11 protein-coding genes are annotated in these 16314 nt (G+C 60.8%); 9 read left to right on the top strand and 2 right to left on the bottom strand.

The window, feature by feature from the left end:
- Positions 1 to 68: 68 nt before the first annotated feature.
- On the bottom strand, positions 69 to 902 hold the full coding sequence (locus JKL46_RS03995; RefSeq protein WP_201830123.1) for a MetQ/NlpA family ABC transporter substrate-binding protein: 834 nt from the start codon (positions 900 to 902) through the stop codon (positions 69 to 71).
- 413 nt (positions 903 to 1315) lie between these two features.
- On the opposite strand from JKL46_RS03995, the gene JKL46_RS04000 reads away from it, so the two are divergent.
- Complete coding sequence (locus JKL46_RS04000) at positions 1316 to 1771, top strand: Lrp/AsnC family transcriptional regulator (protein ID WP_201830253.1); 456 nt, start codon at positions 1316 to 1318, stop codon at positions 1769 to 1771.
- A 13-nt stretch (positions 1772 to 1784) separates the two neighbouring features.
- Here the strand turns inward: JKL46_RS04000 and JKL46_RS04005 are convergent, their stop codons facing one another.
- The gene (locus JKL46_RS04005) at positions 1785 to 2465 is read right to left on the bottom strand and encodes a GntR family transcriptional regulator (protein WP_343074007.1); all 681 of its coding nucleotides are present in this window, start codon (positions 2463 to 2465) and stop codon (positions 1785 to 1787) included.
- 195 nt (positions 2466 to 2660) lie between these two features.
- On the opposite strand from JKL46_RS04005, the gene JKL46_RS04010 reads away from it, so the two are divergent.
- From JKL46_RS04010 to JKL46_RS04045, 8 genes are all read left to right on the top strand, one after another.
- The gene (locus JKL46_RS04010) at positions 2661 to 3641 is read left to right on the top strand and encodes a TRAP transporter substrate-binding protein (RefSeq protein WP_201830125.1); all 981 of its coding nucleotides are present in this window, start codon (positions 2661 to 2663) and stop codon (positions 3639 to 3641) included.
- Between the two features lie 71 nt (positions 3642 to 3712).
- Positions 3713 to 4252 carry a TRAP transporter small permease gene (locus tag JKL46_RS04015; RefSeq protein ID WP_201830126.1) on the top strand — a complete coding sequence of 180 codons (540 nt, stop codon included), beginning with the start codon at positions 3713 to 3715 and terminating at the stop codon, positions 4250 to 4252.
- A 4-nt stretch (positions 4253 to 4256) separates the two neighbouring features.
- A complete protein-coding gene (locus JKL46_RS04020; protein WP_201830127.1) occupies positions 4257 to 5537 on the top strand; it encodes a TRAP transporter large permease in 1281 nt (426 codons plus the stop codon).
- Between the two features lie 24 nt (positions 5538 to 5561).
- Positions 5562 to 6398, top strand: a complete 837-nt coding sequence (gene kduI / locus JKL46_RS04025; RefSeq protein WP_201830128.1) for a 5-dehydro-4-deoxy-D-glucuronate isomerase — start codon at positions 5562 to 5564, stop codon at positions 6396 to 6398.
- A gap of 10 nt (positions 6399 to 6408) precedes the next feature.
- Entirely contained in the window at positions 6409 to 7167 is a 759-nt protein-coding gene (gene kduD, locus JKL46_RS04030) for a 2-dehydro-3-deoxy-D-gluconate 5-dehydrogenase KduD (RefSeq protein WP_201830129.1), read from the top strand.
- Between the two features lie 19 nt (positions 7168 to 7186).
- Positions 7187 to 7537, top strand: coding sequence for a cupin domain-containing protein (locus JKL46_RS04035; RefSeq protein WP_201830130.1), 351 nt, complete (start codon positions 7187 to 7189; stop codon positions 7535 to 7537).
- Between the two features lie 307 nt (positions 7538 to 7844).
- Positions 7845 to 13694 carry a HAMP domain-containing protein gene (locus JKL46_RS04040; protein WP_201830131.1) on the top strand — a complete coding sequence of 1950 codons (5850 nt, stop codon included), beginning with the start codon at positions 7845 to 7847 and terminating at the stop codon, positions 13692 to 13694.
- Positions 13691 to 15802, top strand: coding sequence for a response regulator (locus JKL46_RS04045; RefSeq protein ID WP_201830132.1), 2112 nt, complete (start codon positions 13691 to 13693; stop codon positions 15800 to 15802). Before JKL46_RS04040 ends, JKL46_RS04045 begins: the two co-directional genes overlap by 4 nt.
- Positions 15803 to 16314: the final 512 nt, after the last annotated feature.

Raw genomic sequence — 16314 nt, forward strand, 5'->3', positions numbered from 1 at the left:
CGGATTGAATGTCTAAAGGCCCGCGGATCGGTCGCTCCGTCCGCGGGCTCGATGCGTTCTGGCTGCCGCTACCAGGCGGGGACGGTCATCTCGCCGAAATGCTTCTTGAGGATCGCTTTAACCTCGGGCGAGTTCTGGTAGATGGAGACGAACTTGTTGATCCGCTCATCCTTTGCGTCCTCGGCACGGACAACCCATTGAATGGCGAAGCGCTTCTGCACGTCGTCGAAGATGAGCGCCGAGTTCGGATCGATGTTGAATTGCTTGAGGGTCGCAGGATAACCCTGTCCCAGGTCCACATCATCGAGAGCCGTCGGCAATTGCTGGGCGACAAGCTCGGTGATCTTGACGTTCTTCGGGTTCGACACGATGTCGGCGACGGTCGCCCTGTAGTCCAGGCCGTCCTTGAGCTTGATCAGGCCGATGCGGTCGAGAAGCACGAGGCCGCGGCCGCCGTTGACCGGATCGTTGGCGATGGCGACTTTGGCGCCGTTGGGCAGATCGGAGACGTTCTTGTATCTCTTCGAATACAGGCCGACCTTCGACATGGTGCCGACGCCGATGGACACGAAGTTGTACCCGCGCGCCTTCTTCGCATCCTCCAGGAAGGGGATGTGCTGGAAGTAGTTGACGTCGATGTCGCTGTTGGCAAGCGCCGCATTGGGCGTGATCCAGTCGGTGAACTCGATCACCTTCACGTCGAGGCCCTGTTCCTTGGCCTCCTTCGCGGCCTGATGAACCGCATCGGCCGAAAGCCCGGAATTGATACCGACCCGCAGCGGGCCTGCCTGCGCATTGCCCGAGGCAAGAGCCCAGGTGGATGCGGCAAGAACGGCGAGCACGGGGAGGACCTTGGACTGTTTCAGGCGGCGGTGCCAAGTGGCCAGGGATGTCGTCAGCATAGGTAAAGCCTCGGGTTATTGAAGGTTGCGCGGCGAATGTTCTTCCCCATGCGGGGCGATGCCCATGAAAAGGGCGTTATCCGTTGAGTACTTCGCCAGGACATATTCAAAGTCGCGGAGCATCTATTCACGATGAATATTCAGTTTCCGGCGAGGCATTGTCTCAAGGTCGGCTTGGAGACTTGCAGGATCGTGCCCCGGCCGGCCGAGGGCGTCAATTAGAATGTTCTTTTTTTAGAACAGCGACGTGTAGAAGAAACTTCTCTCGCTCGCTAAGGGCCATGCAGCCGGGTATCAGGATCGCGGGAATCTCTGATCCTTATGAGGCTAGATGGCCTTATGCGTAATGTTGTGCTCTTGATTTTGTTCTTTAAAAAGAACATAACCCTCATGACGAACACATGGATCAGGCGATGGATGCGACCGACACGAAGATCCTCAGGTTCCTCCAGGAGGATGCGAGCATCTCCATTGCGGAGCTGGCTCAGCGCGTAAACCTGTCTCAGACACCGTGCTGGAAGCGGATCCAGCGCCTCGAGGCCTCGGGAATCATCAAGGGGCGGGTCGCGCTCGTCGACCCGGAGAAGATCGGGCTCAGCCTCACGGCTTTCGTTTCGGTCGAGGCCTACGACCACACCGAGGCGTGGACGCAGCGCTTTGCGGAGTTCGTCGCGACGCTGCCGGAGGTGATGGAGTTCTACCGCATGGCCGGCGATGTCGACTACATCCTGCGCGTCGTCGTGCCAGACATGGCTGCTTATGACGGTTTCTACAAAAGGCTCATAGGCGCCGTTCCGCTCAAGAACGTCACCTCGCGCTTCGCCATGGAGCGCATCAAGTCCACGACCGCCTTTGCACTGACGGCGTAGCAGATTCGGCTATTTACGCGCTGAACAGCTCCGGGTGCTCCGCTTCGACGCGGGGCAGGGCGCGCAGGATTTCCGTCAGGTGCCGGCGCATGGCCTCGGCCGCAGCATCCTCGTCACGGCTGTCGATGGCCGTAACGATGGCGCGGTGCTGATCGATCAGGGGAAGCATCGCCTCGGGGCCGGGGAGGGTGAGCTGGCACACCCGGTCCATGTGGGCTTTGATGTCCTGAACCGCCTCCCATGCCAGCGGACAGCCGGCGCCTTCCGCAAGTGCGATATGGAAGAGCTCGTCGTAGCGCTGGAAGGCTGCATGGTCGTCCCGTTTGGCGGCGTGTTCCTGCATCTCCAGGAGATCGTTGATCCGCTCGCGGCTCTGCTGGTCGAAGGACGAGCAGGCGCGGCGCACGACCGCCGTCTCGATGGCTTCTCGGACGAAGCGGGCCTCCATCATCTTGCGCACCGAAATCTTGACCACCGTCGTGCCGCGCTGGGGCTGGATCTCCACCAGCCGCGTCCGGGCGAGCCCGATCAGCGCCTCGCGGACGGGCTGGCGCGAAACTCCATGGCGCTCGGCGATATCCTGCTCGGAGAGCCGGCTTCCGGGTGGGAGCTCCAGGGCGATGATCAGGCGGCGCAGCTCGTTCTCGATGCGCTGGGCAGCGGAGCCTTGGGCGATGGGGAAGGGCGTGTTCACGGCGGATCTCATGCTTAAGACGGGTTGCATCATATATAAGTGTATACTACCATACAAGAGTCGACCAGTTAAGCCGCGACAAGGGGCATCTGGTCTCGTCCCGAGGGTTTGCAAGGCTTTTCGGGGCGCAGGATAGCCGGCGGAAGACCGGGCCTGAAACAACAGAGCATCAGAGGAAAGCTTAAGGAGGATACGATGTTGACCAAGAGAACCCTCGCCGCTGCCGCCGTTGGACTATGGACGGCCCTTATAAGTGGCACAGCCGGCGCCCAGACGACACTGCGCTCCGCCGATATTCACCCGGATGGGTACCCGACCGTCGAGGCGGTAAAATATTTCGGCTCCCTGCTCGAGAAGAAGACCAACGGCCGATACAAGATCCAAGTCTTCCATTCCGCGCAGCTCGGCCAGGAAAAGGACACGATCGAGCAGACCCGCTTCGGCGTCATCGACCTGAACCGGATCAATATGGGCCCGTTCAACAACCTGATCCCCGAGACCCTGGTGCCCTCGCTGCCCTTCATCTTCCGGTCGGTCGACCACATGCGCAAGACCATGGACGGGCCGGTCGGAGACCAGATCCTGAAGGCATTCGAGCCGCACGGTCTCGTCGCGCTCGCCTTCTATGATTCGGGCGCCCGCTCGTTCTATAACTCGAAGCGCTCCATCAATTCGCCGGCGGATCTCAAGGGCATGAGGGTGCGCGTGATCCAGTCGGATCTCTTCCTCGACATGGTGAATGCGCTCGGCGCCAATGCGACGCCGATGCCTCCGGGCGAGGTCTATTCCGCGCTGCAGACCGGCGTGGTCGACGGCGCCGAGAACAACTGGCCGAGCTACGATTCCTTCCGCCATTTCGAGGTAGCGAAGTTCTACTCGCTGACCGAGCATTCCATGTCGCCGGAAGTGCTGGTGATGTCGAAGAAGAGCTTCGACAAGATGTCGCCCGAGGACCAGAAGGCGGTGCGCGAGACGGCAAAGGAATCCGTCGCGAAGATGCGCGAGCTCTGGGAAGCGCGCGAGAAGGATGCCGAGAAGAAGATCCGCGCGAACAGCAACCAGATCAACAACGTGGACAAGCAGCCCTTCATCGACGCGATGAAGCCGGTCTATGAGAAATACGCCAAGGACGCGAAGGTGAAGGAACTCGTCTCCCGCATCCAGGCGATGAACTGAGCGTCATCGACGCATGCTGCTCCGGACCGGCTCCGGCCGGTCCGCCTTTTCCATACTGGAGATCTTTACCGATGCGCGCCGAACTTGCCGCGCTGTCCCGGATCCTGGCCGTCGTGAATAGAGCGGCCTTGTGGATCGCCGGGATCGGCCTTGTTCTCATGACAGCCTTCGTCGCCTGGCAGGTGTTCGGCCGCTACGTGCTGAACCAGTCGCCGAGCTGGACAGAGCCGGCCTCGCTGCTGCTCATGAGCTGGTTCATTCTGCTCGGCTCCGCCGTCGGCGTACGCGACGGCAATCATCTCGGCTTCGAGATCGCCCTCCATTATGCGCCGCATGGCCTGCGGCAGATCATGCTCGCCGTCACGGAAGTGCTCGTGATGTTCTTCGGTGCCGCCATGGCGTGGTACGGCACGTCGCTTGCGGTCGAAACCTGGTCCGCTCTGATGCCGGGCCTGCCGATCCCGCAGGGCTTCGACTACGTGCCTCTCGCCGTGGGCGGTGTGCTGATCGCTCTTTTCTCCCTCGAAAAGCTCGTTCGCCTGCTCCTGGTTGGCGACGAAGCGCCCATGGTGCGCGTCGACGAGCCCCATCTCGTTGCCGTGAAGGATTAAGTCAATGGAGATCTGGGTTCTCTTCGGCGTCTTCACGCTCCTGCTCATCATCGGCACGCCTGTCGCGTTCTGCCTCGGCATCGCATCGCTCGCCACGATTCTCTATATGCAGCTGCCGCCGATCGTGGTGTTCCAGCAGCTCAATTCCGGCATGAACGCCTTCGCCATGATGGCAATCCCGTTCTTCATCTATGCCGGAGACCTGATGATGCGCGGCGGCATCGCCGACCGGTTGATCCGTCTTGCCGCCGGCCTCGTCGGGCACCTGCGCGGCGGCCTGGGGCAGGTGAACGTCGTCGCATCGACACTCTTCGGCGGCATCTCGGGCTCCGCGATCGCGGATGCCTCCGCCATCGGCGGCATCATGATCCCGCAGATGGAGAAGCGGGGTTACGCCAAAGATTACAGCGTCAACGTCACGGTGAATGCGGCCATCATCGCGCTCCTCATCCCGCCGTCGCACAACATGATCATCTATTCGATTGCCGCGGGCGGCACGATCTCGGTCGCGGACCTGTTCACGGCCGGCATCGTTCCAGGGCTTCTGCTGGCGGCGGCCTTGATGATCACGGCCTATTGGGTCGCCGTGCGCCGCGGCTACCCGGCCGATCCATTCCCCGGTTTCCGGATGCTCGGCTACTTCCTCGTTTCGGCCGTTCCGGGTATCCTGCTCATCTTCATCATCTTCGGCGGCGTCCGCTCGGGCATCTTCACGGCGACCGAAAGTTCCTGCATCGCCGTCATCTACGCCCTGCTCGTCACGCTCTTCGTCTATCGCGAGATGAATTGGGAGAGCTTCGTCGAGGCGACCCTCGGCGCGGTGCGAACCACGGCGATGGTTCTCCTCGTCATCGGCACGGCAAGCGCCTTCGGGTGGCTCATGGCCTTCCTGCAGGTGCCGCAGGCGACCATCGCCCTCATGAAGACGGTATCGGACAACCCGATCGTCGTCCTGCTCCTCATCAACATCATCCTGCTGGTGCTCGGCACCTTCATGGACATGGCGCCGATGATCATCATCTGCACGCCGATCTTCCTGCCGGTGATCAAGGCGTTCGGCATCGATCCGGTGCATTTCGGCGTGATCCTGATCCTCAACGCCGGCATCGGCCTCAACACGCCGCCGGTGGGCTCGGTCCTCTTCGTCGGCTGCGCGGTCGGCAAGATCACGATCGGCGAGGCCATGAAGACCATCTGGCCATTCCTGGGAGCCAGCATCCTGGTGCTGCTTCTCGTCACCTACATTCCCGGCCTGTCGCTCTGGCTCCCGGCCCTTTTCCGCTGATCATTCATATTCAACGAGGCACCTATGACCATCGACATCCGGCAGGTATGCCACCCGGAGGCCGTTCGCCACTTCAGCACGGCGGATCTGCGCCGCCACTTCCTGATCGAGACCTTGTTCGTTCCTGGAGAGATCAAGCTTACCTACAGCCACATCGACCGGCTGGTGGTGGGCGGCGCGACGCCGACGATGGGTGCGATCAAGCTCGAATCGAACAAGCAAATCGGTTCGCCGAATTTCCTGGATCGCCGGGAAATCGGCATCGTCAATCTGGGCGGCGCCGGGCGGGTTCACACCGACGGCGAGATCCATAATCTTGGGCCGCGAGACGCTCTCTATATCGCCATGGGCACGAAGGACGTGTGGTTCGACAGTCTCGACGCAGCAACCCCGGCGAAATTCTACCTCGTCAGTACCCCGGCCCATGCCCGCTTCGAGACGGTGAAGATCGGGCTCGAACGCGCCCGCCGGGTCGACCTGGGCGATGCCGCCAACGGCAATGTCCGCACGATCTTTCAGATGATCCACCCGGATGTGTGCCGCTCGGCCCAGCTCGTCCTCGGCATGACGCAGCTCAAGCCCGGCAGCATGTGGAATACCATGCCGGCGCATGTGCATGACCGCCGCTCCGAGGTGTATGTCTATTTCGACATGCAGCCCGACACGCGCGTGTTCCACCTCATGGGTGAGCCGGACGAGACGAAGCACCTCGTCGTCGCCAACGAGCAGGCGATCCTGTCTCCCGGCTGGTCGATCCATTCCGGTGTCGGCACGAGCAACTACACCTTCGTCTGGGCCATGGGCGGCGACAACCAGGATTTCACCGATATGGATATGGTGTCCATGGACGCTCTGCGCTGAGAGGTCGGCGATGCCATTCTCCTTTGATCTGACAGGCAAGAATGCGGTCGTGACCGGGGCCAATACCGGACTCGGCCAGGCGATTGCAGTCGCCTTGGCTCAAGCGGGAGCCTCCATCGTCGGGGTCGGCCGCTCGAGCATGGACGAGACCGAGCGGCTGTGCCGCGAAGCCGGCGCCGGCTTTCACGCGGTCCAGGCCGATCTGTCGAACCTCGAACCCATCGAGCGCATCGTCACGGAGGCCGTATCGGCGGGCGGGCGCATCGACATCCTCGTCAACAACGCCGGCATCATCCGCCGCGCCGATGCCATCGATTTCACGGAGCAGGATTGGGACGACGTGATGAACGTCAATCTCAAATCGACCTTCTTCCTGTCTCAGGCGGTGGCAAAAACCATGCTCGCCGACGAGGGTGGAGGCAAGATCATCAACATTGCATCGCTCCTGTCCTTCCAGGGCGGCATCCGCATACCCTCCTACACGGCGAGCAAGAGCGGACTTGCCGGCCTCACGCGTCTTCTCGCCTGTGAATGGGCGGCTAAGGGCATCAATGTGAATGCCATTGCGCCGGGCTATTTCGTGACCAACAATACCGAAGCGCTCCGCGCCGATCCGAAGCGGAGAGGCGAGATTCTCGCGCGCATCCCGGCCGGCCGTTGGGGCGATCCGGGCGATCTCGGCGGGGCGGCCGTGTTCCTGGCATCGCCTGCCGCGCGTTATATTCATGGCATCGTTCTGCCGGTGGATGGTGGATGGCTGGCCCGATGAACCTTTCTGGAGAAAACCGATGAACCGCATCAACCAACCCTTCGCCTTCGACAGCGATGTCGCTTGGGAGCCCGCGGGCGAAGGCATCCGCCGCAAGATCCTCACCTACAATGCCGAGGTGATGATGGTGCGCGTGGCCTTCGAAGCAGGCGCCGTCGGCGCTGCGCATTCGCATCCGCACATTCAGTGCAGCCTCGTCGAGCAGGGCGTCTTCGACATCACCGTCGCCGGGCGTACTGAGCGCCTTAAGCAGGGCGACAGCTTTCTCGTGCCGCCGGACGCCATCCATGGCGCTGTGGCTGTAGAGGCCGGTGTGCTGCTCGACGTGTTCACCCCCATGCGCGAGGATTTCGTCGGCCTCAAGCGTTAACAATCAACGGCTTACAACAGCTTATGATCAGATCAACCGGGATAACCTCCCGGTTTTCCATTTTAACTTACGTTGCGTAATCTGAGGCAAGGTGCTGTGACGGCCCGAATGGCGCTGCCGCAAGGATACAAAATATCGCTCTCCCGAGCGCCCCGCAAAATTTTCCCGGCCCTGAAACTTCCTGCCCTTGAAAAGCGTTACATAGGGTCGAATTCCATCTGATGACGAACAAAGTCGCATTTTGGATGTCGGCATATGGGGATCCAGGCGGGGGAAGTTGGCCTGGAATAGCGTAACGGGGGGCCTAATGTCACAAGTCGAAACTGCCGCTATGCAGCTTAATCCAAAGCTGCTTCTCAAAACATTGCGTGCCTTTCGAAAAGGCGATTTCTCTGCCCGCCTTCCCTCCGATCTCATAGGCATCGAGGGCGAAATCGCGGAAGCTTTCAATGACATCGCCGACCTGAATCAAGGCCTTGCGCGTGAACTCGAGCGGGTCGCGAAGGTCGTCGGCAAGGAGGGGCGCATCGAGGAGCGCGGACGTCTCGCCGGCGCGACGGGCTGCTGGAGTGAGTGTGTCGACTCGGTGAATTCCATGATCGGCGACCTCGTCCAGCCCACGACCGAAGTGGCGCGCGTGATCGGCGCCGTGGCGAAGGGCGACCTCAGTCAGACCATCGATCTCGAAACCGACGGGCGGCCTCTGCGCGGCGAATTCCTGCGCATCGGCAAGGTCGTGAACACCATGGTTGGGCAGCTTGGAAGCTTCGCCTCGGAGGTGACGCGTGTGGCCCGCGAGGTGGGCTCGGAGGGTAAGCTCGGTGGACAGGCGAAGGTCAAGGGCGTCGCCGGCACCTGGAAGGACCTGACCGAGAACGTGAATCTCATGGCCGCGAACCTGACCGGCCAGGTGCGTAACATCGCCGAGGTCACGACCGCCGTGGCCAATGGCGATCTCTCGAAGAAGATCACAGTCGATGTGAAGGGCGAGATCCTGGAGTTGAAGGACACCATTAATACCATGGTGGATCAGCTCAATTCCTTCGCCTCTGAAGTGACGCGTGTCGCGAAGGAAGTCGGCACCGAAGGCAAGCTCGGTGGGCAGGCGCAGGTGCGCGGCGTCGCGGGCGTCTGGAAGGATCTCACCGACAACGTCAACATGATGGCCGCGAACCTGACCGGTCAGGTCCGTAACATCGCGGAAGTCACCACGGCGGTCGCCCGGGGTGACCTCTCGAAGAAGATCACGGTGGACGTCAAGGGTGAAATTCTTGCACTCAAATCCACGATTAATACGATGGTGGATCAGCTGAACTCCTTCGCCTCGGAAGTGACACGTGTGGCGAAAGAGGTGGGCTCGGAAGGAAAACTCGGCGGACAGGCCCAGGTGGAGGGCGTTGGCGGTACCTGGAAGGATCTGACTGAGAACGTGAACATGATGGCTGCGAACCTGACCGGTCAGGTGCGTAACATCGCCGAAGTCACGACGGCGGTCGCGAACGGCGACCTGTCGAAGAAAATTACCGTGGAAGTGCGCGGCGAGATTTTGGAGCTGAAGAACACCATCAACACCATGGTCGATCAGCTCAATTCCTTCGCCTCGGAGGTGACGCGTGTGGCCCGCGAGGTGGGCTCGGAGGGCAAGCTCGGTGGCCAGGCCGAAGTGCGCGGCGTTGCCGGCACCTGGAAGGACCTCACCGACAACGTGAACCTGATGGCGGCGAACCTCACCGGCCAGGTGCGAAACATTGCCGAGGTCACCACAGCGGTGGCGAATGGCGACCTCTCGAAGAAAATCACCGTGGAAGTGCGCGGCGAGATTCTGGAGCTGAAATCCACGATCAACACCATGGTGGACCAGCTCAATTCCTTCGCCGGCGAGGTGACCCGCGTGGCCAAGGAGGTGGGCTCGGAAGGCAAACTCGGTGGTCAGGCCCGCGTGGAAGGCGTGGCCGGAACCTGGAAGGACCTCACCGACAATGTGAACCTGATGGCGGCGAACCTGACTGGTCAGGTCCGTAACATCGCAGAGGTCACAACTGCGGTGGCGAACGGCGATCTGTCGAAAAAGATCACCGTCGATGTCCGGGGTGAGATTTTGGAGCTGAAATCCACCATCAACACCATGGTCGACCAGCTCAACTCCTTTGCCGGCGAGGTGACACGTGTGGCGCGCGAAGTGGGCACGGAAGGAAAGCTCGGCGGTCAGGCGCAGGTGCGCGGCGTCGGCGGCGTCTGGAAGGATTTGACCGACAATGTGAACATGATGGCGGCGAACCTCACCGGCCAGGTGCGAAACATCGCAGAGGTCACCACCGCGGTGGCGAACGGCGATCTCTCGAAAAAGATCACCGTGGCGGTCGAAGGCGAAATCCTGGAGCTGAAATCCACGATCAACACTATGGTGGACCAGCTCAACTCCTTTGCCGGCGAGGTGACGCGCGTGGCGCGCGAGGTGGGCACGGAAGGAAAGCTCGGTGGACAGGCCCAGGTGCGCGGCGTCGGCGGCGTCTGGAAAGACCTCACCGACAATGTGAACATGATGGCCGCTAACCTGACCGGTCAGGTTCGTAACATCGCCGAAGTGACGACGGCCGTGGCGAATGGCGATCTGTCGAAAAAGATCACCGTCGATGTCCGGGGTGAAATCCTGGAGCTGAAGTCGACGATCAATACCATGGTGGACCAGCTCAACTCCTTCGCCTCGGAAGTGACGCGCGTGGCGCGCGAGGTGGGCATCGAAGGAAAGCTCGGTGGGCAGGCCCAGGTGCGCGGCGTTGCGGGAACATGGAAAGACCTCACCGACAACGTCAACATGATGGCGAACAACCTCACCGGTCAGGTGCGCGGCATCGCCAGCGTCGTGACGGCGGTGGCCGAAGGCGATCTCAAGCGCAAGTTGACGGTCGATGCCAAGGGTGAAATCGCGGCGCTTGCCGAGACCATCAACGAGATGATCGACACGCTCGCGACCTTCGCCGATCAGGTGACGAACGTGGCCCGCGAAGTGGGTGTCGAAGGCAAGCTCGGCGGGCAGGCGAGAGTGCCAGGCGCCGCCGGCCTGTGGCGCGACCTCACCGACAACGTGAACCAGCTCGCAGCCAATCTTACCACGCAGGTGCGCGCGATCGCCGACGTTGCTACTGCCGTGACCAAGGGCGATCTGACCCGGTCGATCTCGGTCGAGGCCTCGGGCGAGCTGGCTTCGCTGAAAGACAACGTCAACGAGATGATCCGCAACCTGCGCGATACGACGCTCAAGAATGCGGAACAGGACTGGCTCAAGACCAACCTCGCCAAGTTCACCCGGATGCTGCAGGGCGAGCGCGATCTCACAACCGTCTCGAACATGATCCTGTCCGAGATCGCGCCGCTGGTGAATGCGCATCAGGGTGTCTTCTACACCGTCGGAACCGACGGCAGCGAGCCAATTCTCGATCTCGTCGCTTCCTATGCCTTCACCGAGAGAAAGCATCTCAACAACCGCTTCCGTCTGCGCCAAGGGCTGGTCGGCCAGGTGGCCTACGAGAAAAAGCGCATTCTCCTTACCAATGTGCCTGGCGACTACATCACCATCGGCTCTGCCCTCGGCGAAGCACCGCCCCTCAACATCATCGTGCTGCCGGTGCTGTTCGAGCAGGAGGTGAAGGCGGTGATCGAGCTCGCTTCGTTCAGCCGCTTCTCGGAGGCGCATCAGTCATTCCTCGAACAGCTGACGGAATCGATCGGAATCGTTCTCAACACGATCGCCGCCAACATGCGCACGGAAGGTCTGCTGAAGCAGTCTCAGCTTCTGACCACCGAGCTGCAGAGCCAGCAGGAAGAACTGCGAAACACCAACGACCGGCTGGAGCAGCAGGCGGCGACCCTCCGTCAATCGGAAGAGCTCCTGCGCCAACAGCAGGAAGCGCTCCAGAAGACCAACGAGGAGCTTGAGGACAAGGCCCGCCTGCTGGAACTCCAGAAGCGGGAAGTGGAGACGAAGAACCAGGAAGTCTCGGTGGCGAAGACCGCTCTGGAGGAGAAGGCCGAGCAGCTCTCGCTGACCTCGCGCTACAAGTCGCAGTTCCTCGCCAATATGAGCCACGAACTGAGGACGCCTCTGAACTCTCTGCTCATTCTCTCAAAGCTTCTGACGGAGAATTCCGACGGCAATCTGACGGACAAGCAGCGGGAATTCGCCAAGACGATCCATGCCGCAGGCTCCGACCTGCTGGCGCTGATCAACGACATCCTGGACTTGTCCAAGATCGAGTCCGGCACGGTCAGCCTCGAAGTGTCGGGTGTCGGATTCAAGGACCTCGTCGACAACATGGACCGCACCTTCCGGCAGGTCGCGGAGGAGCGAAAGCTGGACTTCCATGTGGAGGTCGATCCCAATCTGCCGCCAGCAATCAGGACGGATTCGAAGCGGCTGCAGCAGGTACTGCGCAATCTCCTTTCGAACGCCTTCAAGTTTACCGAGCGGGGAGGCGTCACGCTTCAGATCGGATCGGCCGAAGGATCGCCGCTGCGAGCCGGCAGTCAGTGGATCGCCATGTCGGTGACGGACACCGGAATCGGCATTCCGGAAGACAAGCAGCGCATCATCTTCGAGGCATTCCAGCAGGCCGATGGCACCACGAGCCGCAAATATGGTGGAACCGGCCTCGGGTTGTCGATCAGCCGAGAGATCGCCCGCCTGCTCGGCGGCGAGATCGTGGTGTCGAGCACGCCGGGAAGCGGCTCGACCTTCACGTTGTTCGTGCCGGCGGAGCCGCCCGCAAGCCACGGGCTGGTGGGTTCCGGAGCCGCCGCGCGACCGAACGGCGACGCGGTCGGATATTATGCAGGGTCCGAGGATGCTTCCGCGTCCATGATCCGCCAACCATCAGCGGCAATGGCACTTTCAGCATCGCTCGACGACCGCCATGCCATCACCAACGGCGATCGCGTCGTCCTCATCGTAGAGGATGACGCGATGTTCGCGTCCGTCCTTCTCGAACTGGCCCGCGAGGAGGGATTCAAGGGCCTCATCGCCATGGACGGCGCCTCGGCACTGGCTCTTGCTCACCGCTACAAGCCGCATGCCATCACCCTCGATATCGGATTGCCCGACATGGATGGCTGGGCGCTGCTCGATTTGCTGAAGCACGATCCGCGCACCCGTCACGTACCGATCCATGTGATCTCGGTGGACGATCAGAAGAAGCGCGGACTCAAGGCCGGTGCCTTCGGCTTCCTTGAGAAGCCTGTTGATCGGGAAGCGCTCATGGGCGCGCTCAACCGGACGAAGGAGTTCATCGACCGGCCCGTGAAGAAGCTGCTTCTCGTGGAGGATGACGACAATCAGCGGATGAGCCTGTCCGAGCTCATGAAGGATGAGCAGGTCGATGTCACGGCGGTTGGAACGGCCGAGGGTGCGCTGGAGGTCATCGGTGCGCGGCAGTTCGATTGCGCCATCGTCGATCTCGGGCTTCCTGACCTGCCTGGCACGGAGCTCATCGAGCGCATCCGCAAGTTCAAGGGCGGAGCGGAGCTGCCGATCGTCATCTATACGGGACAGGATCTCACGAAGGCGGAGGAGCGCCGCCTGCAAAGCATGGCGGCGACGCTCATCGTCAAGGGCGAAGGTTCGCCCGAGCGTCTCCTCAACGATACGGCGTTGTTCCTTCACCGTGCGATCAGTGCGATACCGGAGGAAAAGCACATCATCGTGGAGCGGCGTGCCGATGCTTCCCTCGATGGCCGCAAGGTTCTGATCGTCGACGACGACATGCGCAACATCTTCTCGCTCACGAGCGCGTTGGAGCAGCATGGGATATCGGTCATCTTTGCGGAGAACGGCCTCGAGGGCATCGAGAAGCTGCAGGCCAATCCTGATGTCGACGTGGCCCTGGTCGATATCATGATGCCCGAGATGGACGGCTATGAGACCATGCGGGCAATCCGGAGAATTCCACGATATGAGGATCTCCCGCTTGTTGCGGTCACCGCGAAGGCGATGAAGGGAGACCGCGAAAAGTGCATCGAGGCCGGTGCCACGGATTACGTGTCGAAACCTGTGGATGTCGATCAGCTTCTCGCAGTCCTGCGGGTTCAATTGAGCCGGAGCACATATATCCCAGAGGGAAGAACGGCTCCTACGGGCGCGGCAGAGACCGGGTTGAACTCATGACGGGCAGCGTGAGGCAGGACGATACAGGCGTTACGCCAGACGAGTTTCGTCTGGTCTCGGCTCGCTCCCTGTCGGACCCGATTGCGGCGAAGATCCTCGTGGTCGACGACGATCCCCGGAACCTCATTGCGGTCGAGGAGGTGCTGCGGGCTCCCGGAGTCGAGATCGTGACGGCGGATTCCGGCGAATCTGCCCTGCGTCACGTTTTGAACCACGACTTCGCCGTTATTCTTCTCGACGTGCAAATGCCGCGCCTCGACGGCTATGAGGTCGCGAGCCTGATCAGGAACCGGCCGCGCTCCTCCCGCGTCCCGATCCTGTTCCTGACCGCCTTCAACAAGGACGACATGCATGTCTTCAAGGGATACTCGGCCGGCGCGGTCGATTATGTCTTCAAGCCGATCGAGCCTCTGATCCTGAAGTCGAAGGTCGATATCTTCGTCGATCTTTATCGAAAGACGGAGGAGATCCGGCGGCAGGCCGAACAGGAGCGTCGCCTTCTGATGGACAACCTGCACGTCCGCAGCGAGAAGCTGAAGGCGGAGCAGGCTTTACGCCGCCGCGAGGAGCATCAGTCGATCGTCCTGCAGTCGCTGCCCATCGCGCTCTATACGGCGTCGGTCGGCGAAGATCAGCGGCAGCTTCATTTCACCAATGAAAGCGTGGAGCGCATCACCGGATTCTCACCGGCGGCGTTTCTGGAGAGCCCGGATTTCTGGCTATCCCGAGTCAATCCGGAGGACCGGGACCGCGTGCTCGCGCAGCTGCGGCATCTCGAAGAGGAGGGGGCGGTCAATCTGGAATATCGCTGGCGCTGCGCCGATGGCGTCGAGCGACATTTCCTCGATCAGACCGTTCTCACCCGCGACGACGATGGCTCGCCCCATGAATTTTTCGGGATGTGGTTCGATATCACCGAGCGCAAGCAGATGGAGCAGAACCTGCTGCATGCCAGCAAGCTCGAGGCTGTGGGCCGTCTGACGGGCGGCATCGCTCACGACTTCAACAATATGCTGAGCGTCGTCATCGGTAATCTGGACCTTCTGAAGAAATCCATCCAGGGCAACGAGAAGGCCGAGCGTCGCGTGCATATGGCGCTGGAGAGTGCGCAGCATTGCGCCGATCTCACCTATCGATTGCTGACCTTCTCACGACGCCAGGCATTGCAGGTCTCCACGATCGATGTGACCGGCCTAATGCCGAGTCTGCTCGAACTGATGGGTCGAACGCTTGGCGAGAACATCCATGCGAGCTTTAAGAAGGCTGGCGAGGACATCTGGCCGATCCAGGTTGATCGCGCCCAGCTCGAAGCTGCTCTCTTGAATCTGGCGGTGAATGCCCGCGATGCGATGCCGGATGGTGGCGATTTGACCATTGGCGTCGAGAACCGATTGGTCGAGGAGGGTAGATCATCCTCCGGCGGCGAGTTCGTCGTTATTTCCGTGAGCGATACCGGAATCGGTATGCCGCCTGATGTGATCGAAAAAGTCTTCGAGCCGTTCTTCACCACGAAGGAAAGCGGCAAAGGCACCGGACTCGGCCTCAGCATGGTCTATGGCTTCGTTCAGCAATGCCACGGATATGTGGAAGTCGAGAGCGAGCCGAACGCAGGAACGACCATCCGCATCTTCCTGCCTCGTTCGCATGAAGCCCCGGAAAACGTGACAAACAATCAGACATCCGTCGCTCACCCCTTCGGCGATGGACGGACGGTTCTGGTTGTCGAGGATAACCCCGCCGTGCGGCAGGTCGCGCGTTCGACGCTCCATTCTCTCGGATTCGAGGTTCTGGAAGCAGAGAATGGCGATGAGGCGGCGCGCCTTGTGAAGGCGGGGAAGGATATCGACATCGTCCTTTCCGACGTCCGGATGCCAGGTGAATTGAGCGGCATCGATCTCGCCCGTCTCATTCAGCGCGAAAGGCCGGAGATGCAGGTCCTTCTGACGACCGGTTATTTCGATGGCGAAGAGGAGCTGGAAGGGCTCAATCTTCTCTACAAGCCCTATCGCGCGACCGACCTTGCCGAGAAGATCCAGTCATTGGTGGAGCAGCGGCCAAGCATCGATTTCGAGGATACGTCGAAGCGACCGAAGGTTGCAGTAGCCTAGAGCATTTTTCGGCGAAGTGGATCCGGTTCACTGTCAAAAAATGCGGCAAAGCAAAGAGGAGAGCTGATTCCACGCAAGTGGAAACGGTTCTAGCGCTTAAACCGGCGATCGGGAGGTCCGATCTCGATCGCTTTCATCACTCAACTTTATGGGTTGCCCAAGGGATCACGCTTCGGCGGTGAGCGTGTCTCGGTCGCCGCACCATGCTGTGTAAAAATCGCCTGTACGGTCCAGGACGAAAACTGTCGGGCTCGCCGCGGCCGACCAACAAGCCGATTCAACGGCAAATTTCAGAGCTTTTGCACGAAAATAGAATGAGCCGAGGTCGCGGCCGAATTGAGAGACAGTCCAACGATTATGCTTAAATGCGACGCAATACGCTCCGTGGGGCATCAAATGCACCTCCCAAGTAGCCTTTCTGACAGATTGCAGGTGCCGTTGCTAACCATCTTGAGATGCGTTGGCAACAACGAATGACGATTTTTACCGCCAAATCTTAAAGAGGCGTTTCG

The sequence above is a fragment of the Microvirga zambiensis WSM3693 genome (genome assembly GCF_016735695.1).
Classification (GTDB): domain Bacteria; phylum Pseudomonadota; class Alphaproteobacteria; order Rhizobiales; family Beijerinckiaceae; genus Microvirga; species Microvirga zambiensis.

Excerpts from the sequence above, each read along its gene's own strand:
- JKL46_RS04020 (WP_201830127.1), top strand. The coding sequence starts at position 4,257 with ATGGAGATCTGGGTTCTCTTCGGCGTCTTCACGCTCCTGCTCATCATC.
- JKL46_RS04045 (WP_201830132.1), top strand. The coding sequence starts at position 13,691 with ATGACGGGCAGCGTGAGGCAGGACGATACAGGCGTTACGCCAGACGAG.
- JKL46_RS04000 (WP_201830253.1), top strand. The coding sequence starts at position 1,316 with ATGGATGCGACCGACACGAAGATCCTCAGGTTCCTCCAGGAGGATGCG.
- JKL46_RS04010 (WP_201830125.1), top strand. The coding sequence starts at position 2,661 with ATGTTGACCAAGAGAACCCTCGCCGCTGCCGCCGTTGGACTATGGACG.
- kduI (WP_201830128.1), top strand. The coding sequence starts at position 5,562 with ATGACCATCGACATCCGGCAGGTATGCCACCCGGAGGCCGTTCGCCAC.
- kduD (WP_201830129.1), top strand. The coding sequence starts at position 6,409 with ATGCCATTCTCCTTTGATCTGACAGGCAAGAATGCGGTCGTGACCGGG.
- JKL46_RS04035 (WP_201830130.1), top strand. The coding sequence starts at position 7,187 with ATGAACCGCATCAACCAACCCTTCGCCTTCGACAGCGATGTCGCTTGG.
- JKL46_RS03995 (WP_201830123.1), bottom strand. The coding sequence starts at position 902 with ATGCTGACGACATCCCTGGCCACTTGGCACCGCCGCCTGAAACAGTCC.
- JKL46_RS04015 (WP_201830126.1), top strand. The coding sequence starts at position 3,713 with ATGCGCGCCGAACTTGCCGCGCTGTCCCGGATCCTGGCCGTCGTGAAT.
- JKL46_RS04040 (WP_201830131.1), top strand. The coding sequence starts at position 7,845 with ATGTCACAAGTCGAAACTGCCGCTATGCAGCTTAATCCAAAGCTGCTT.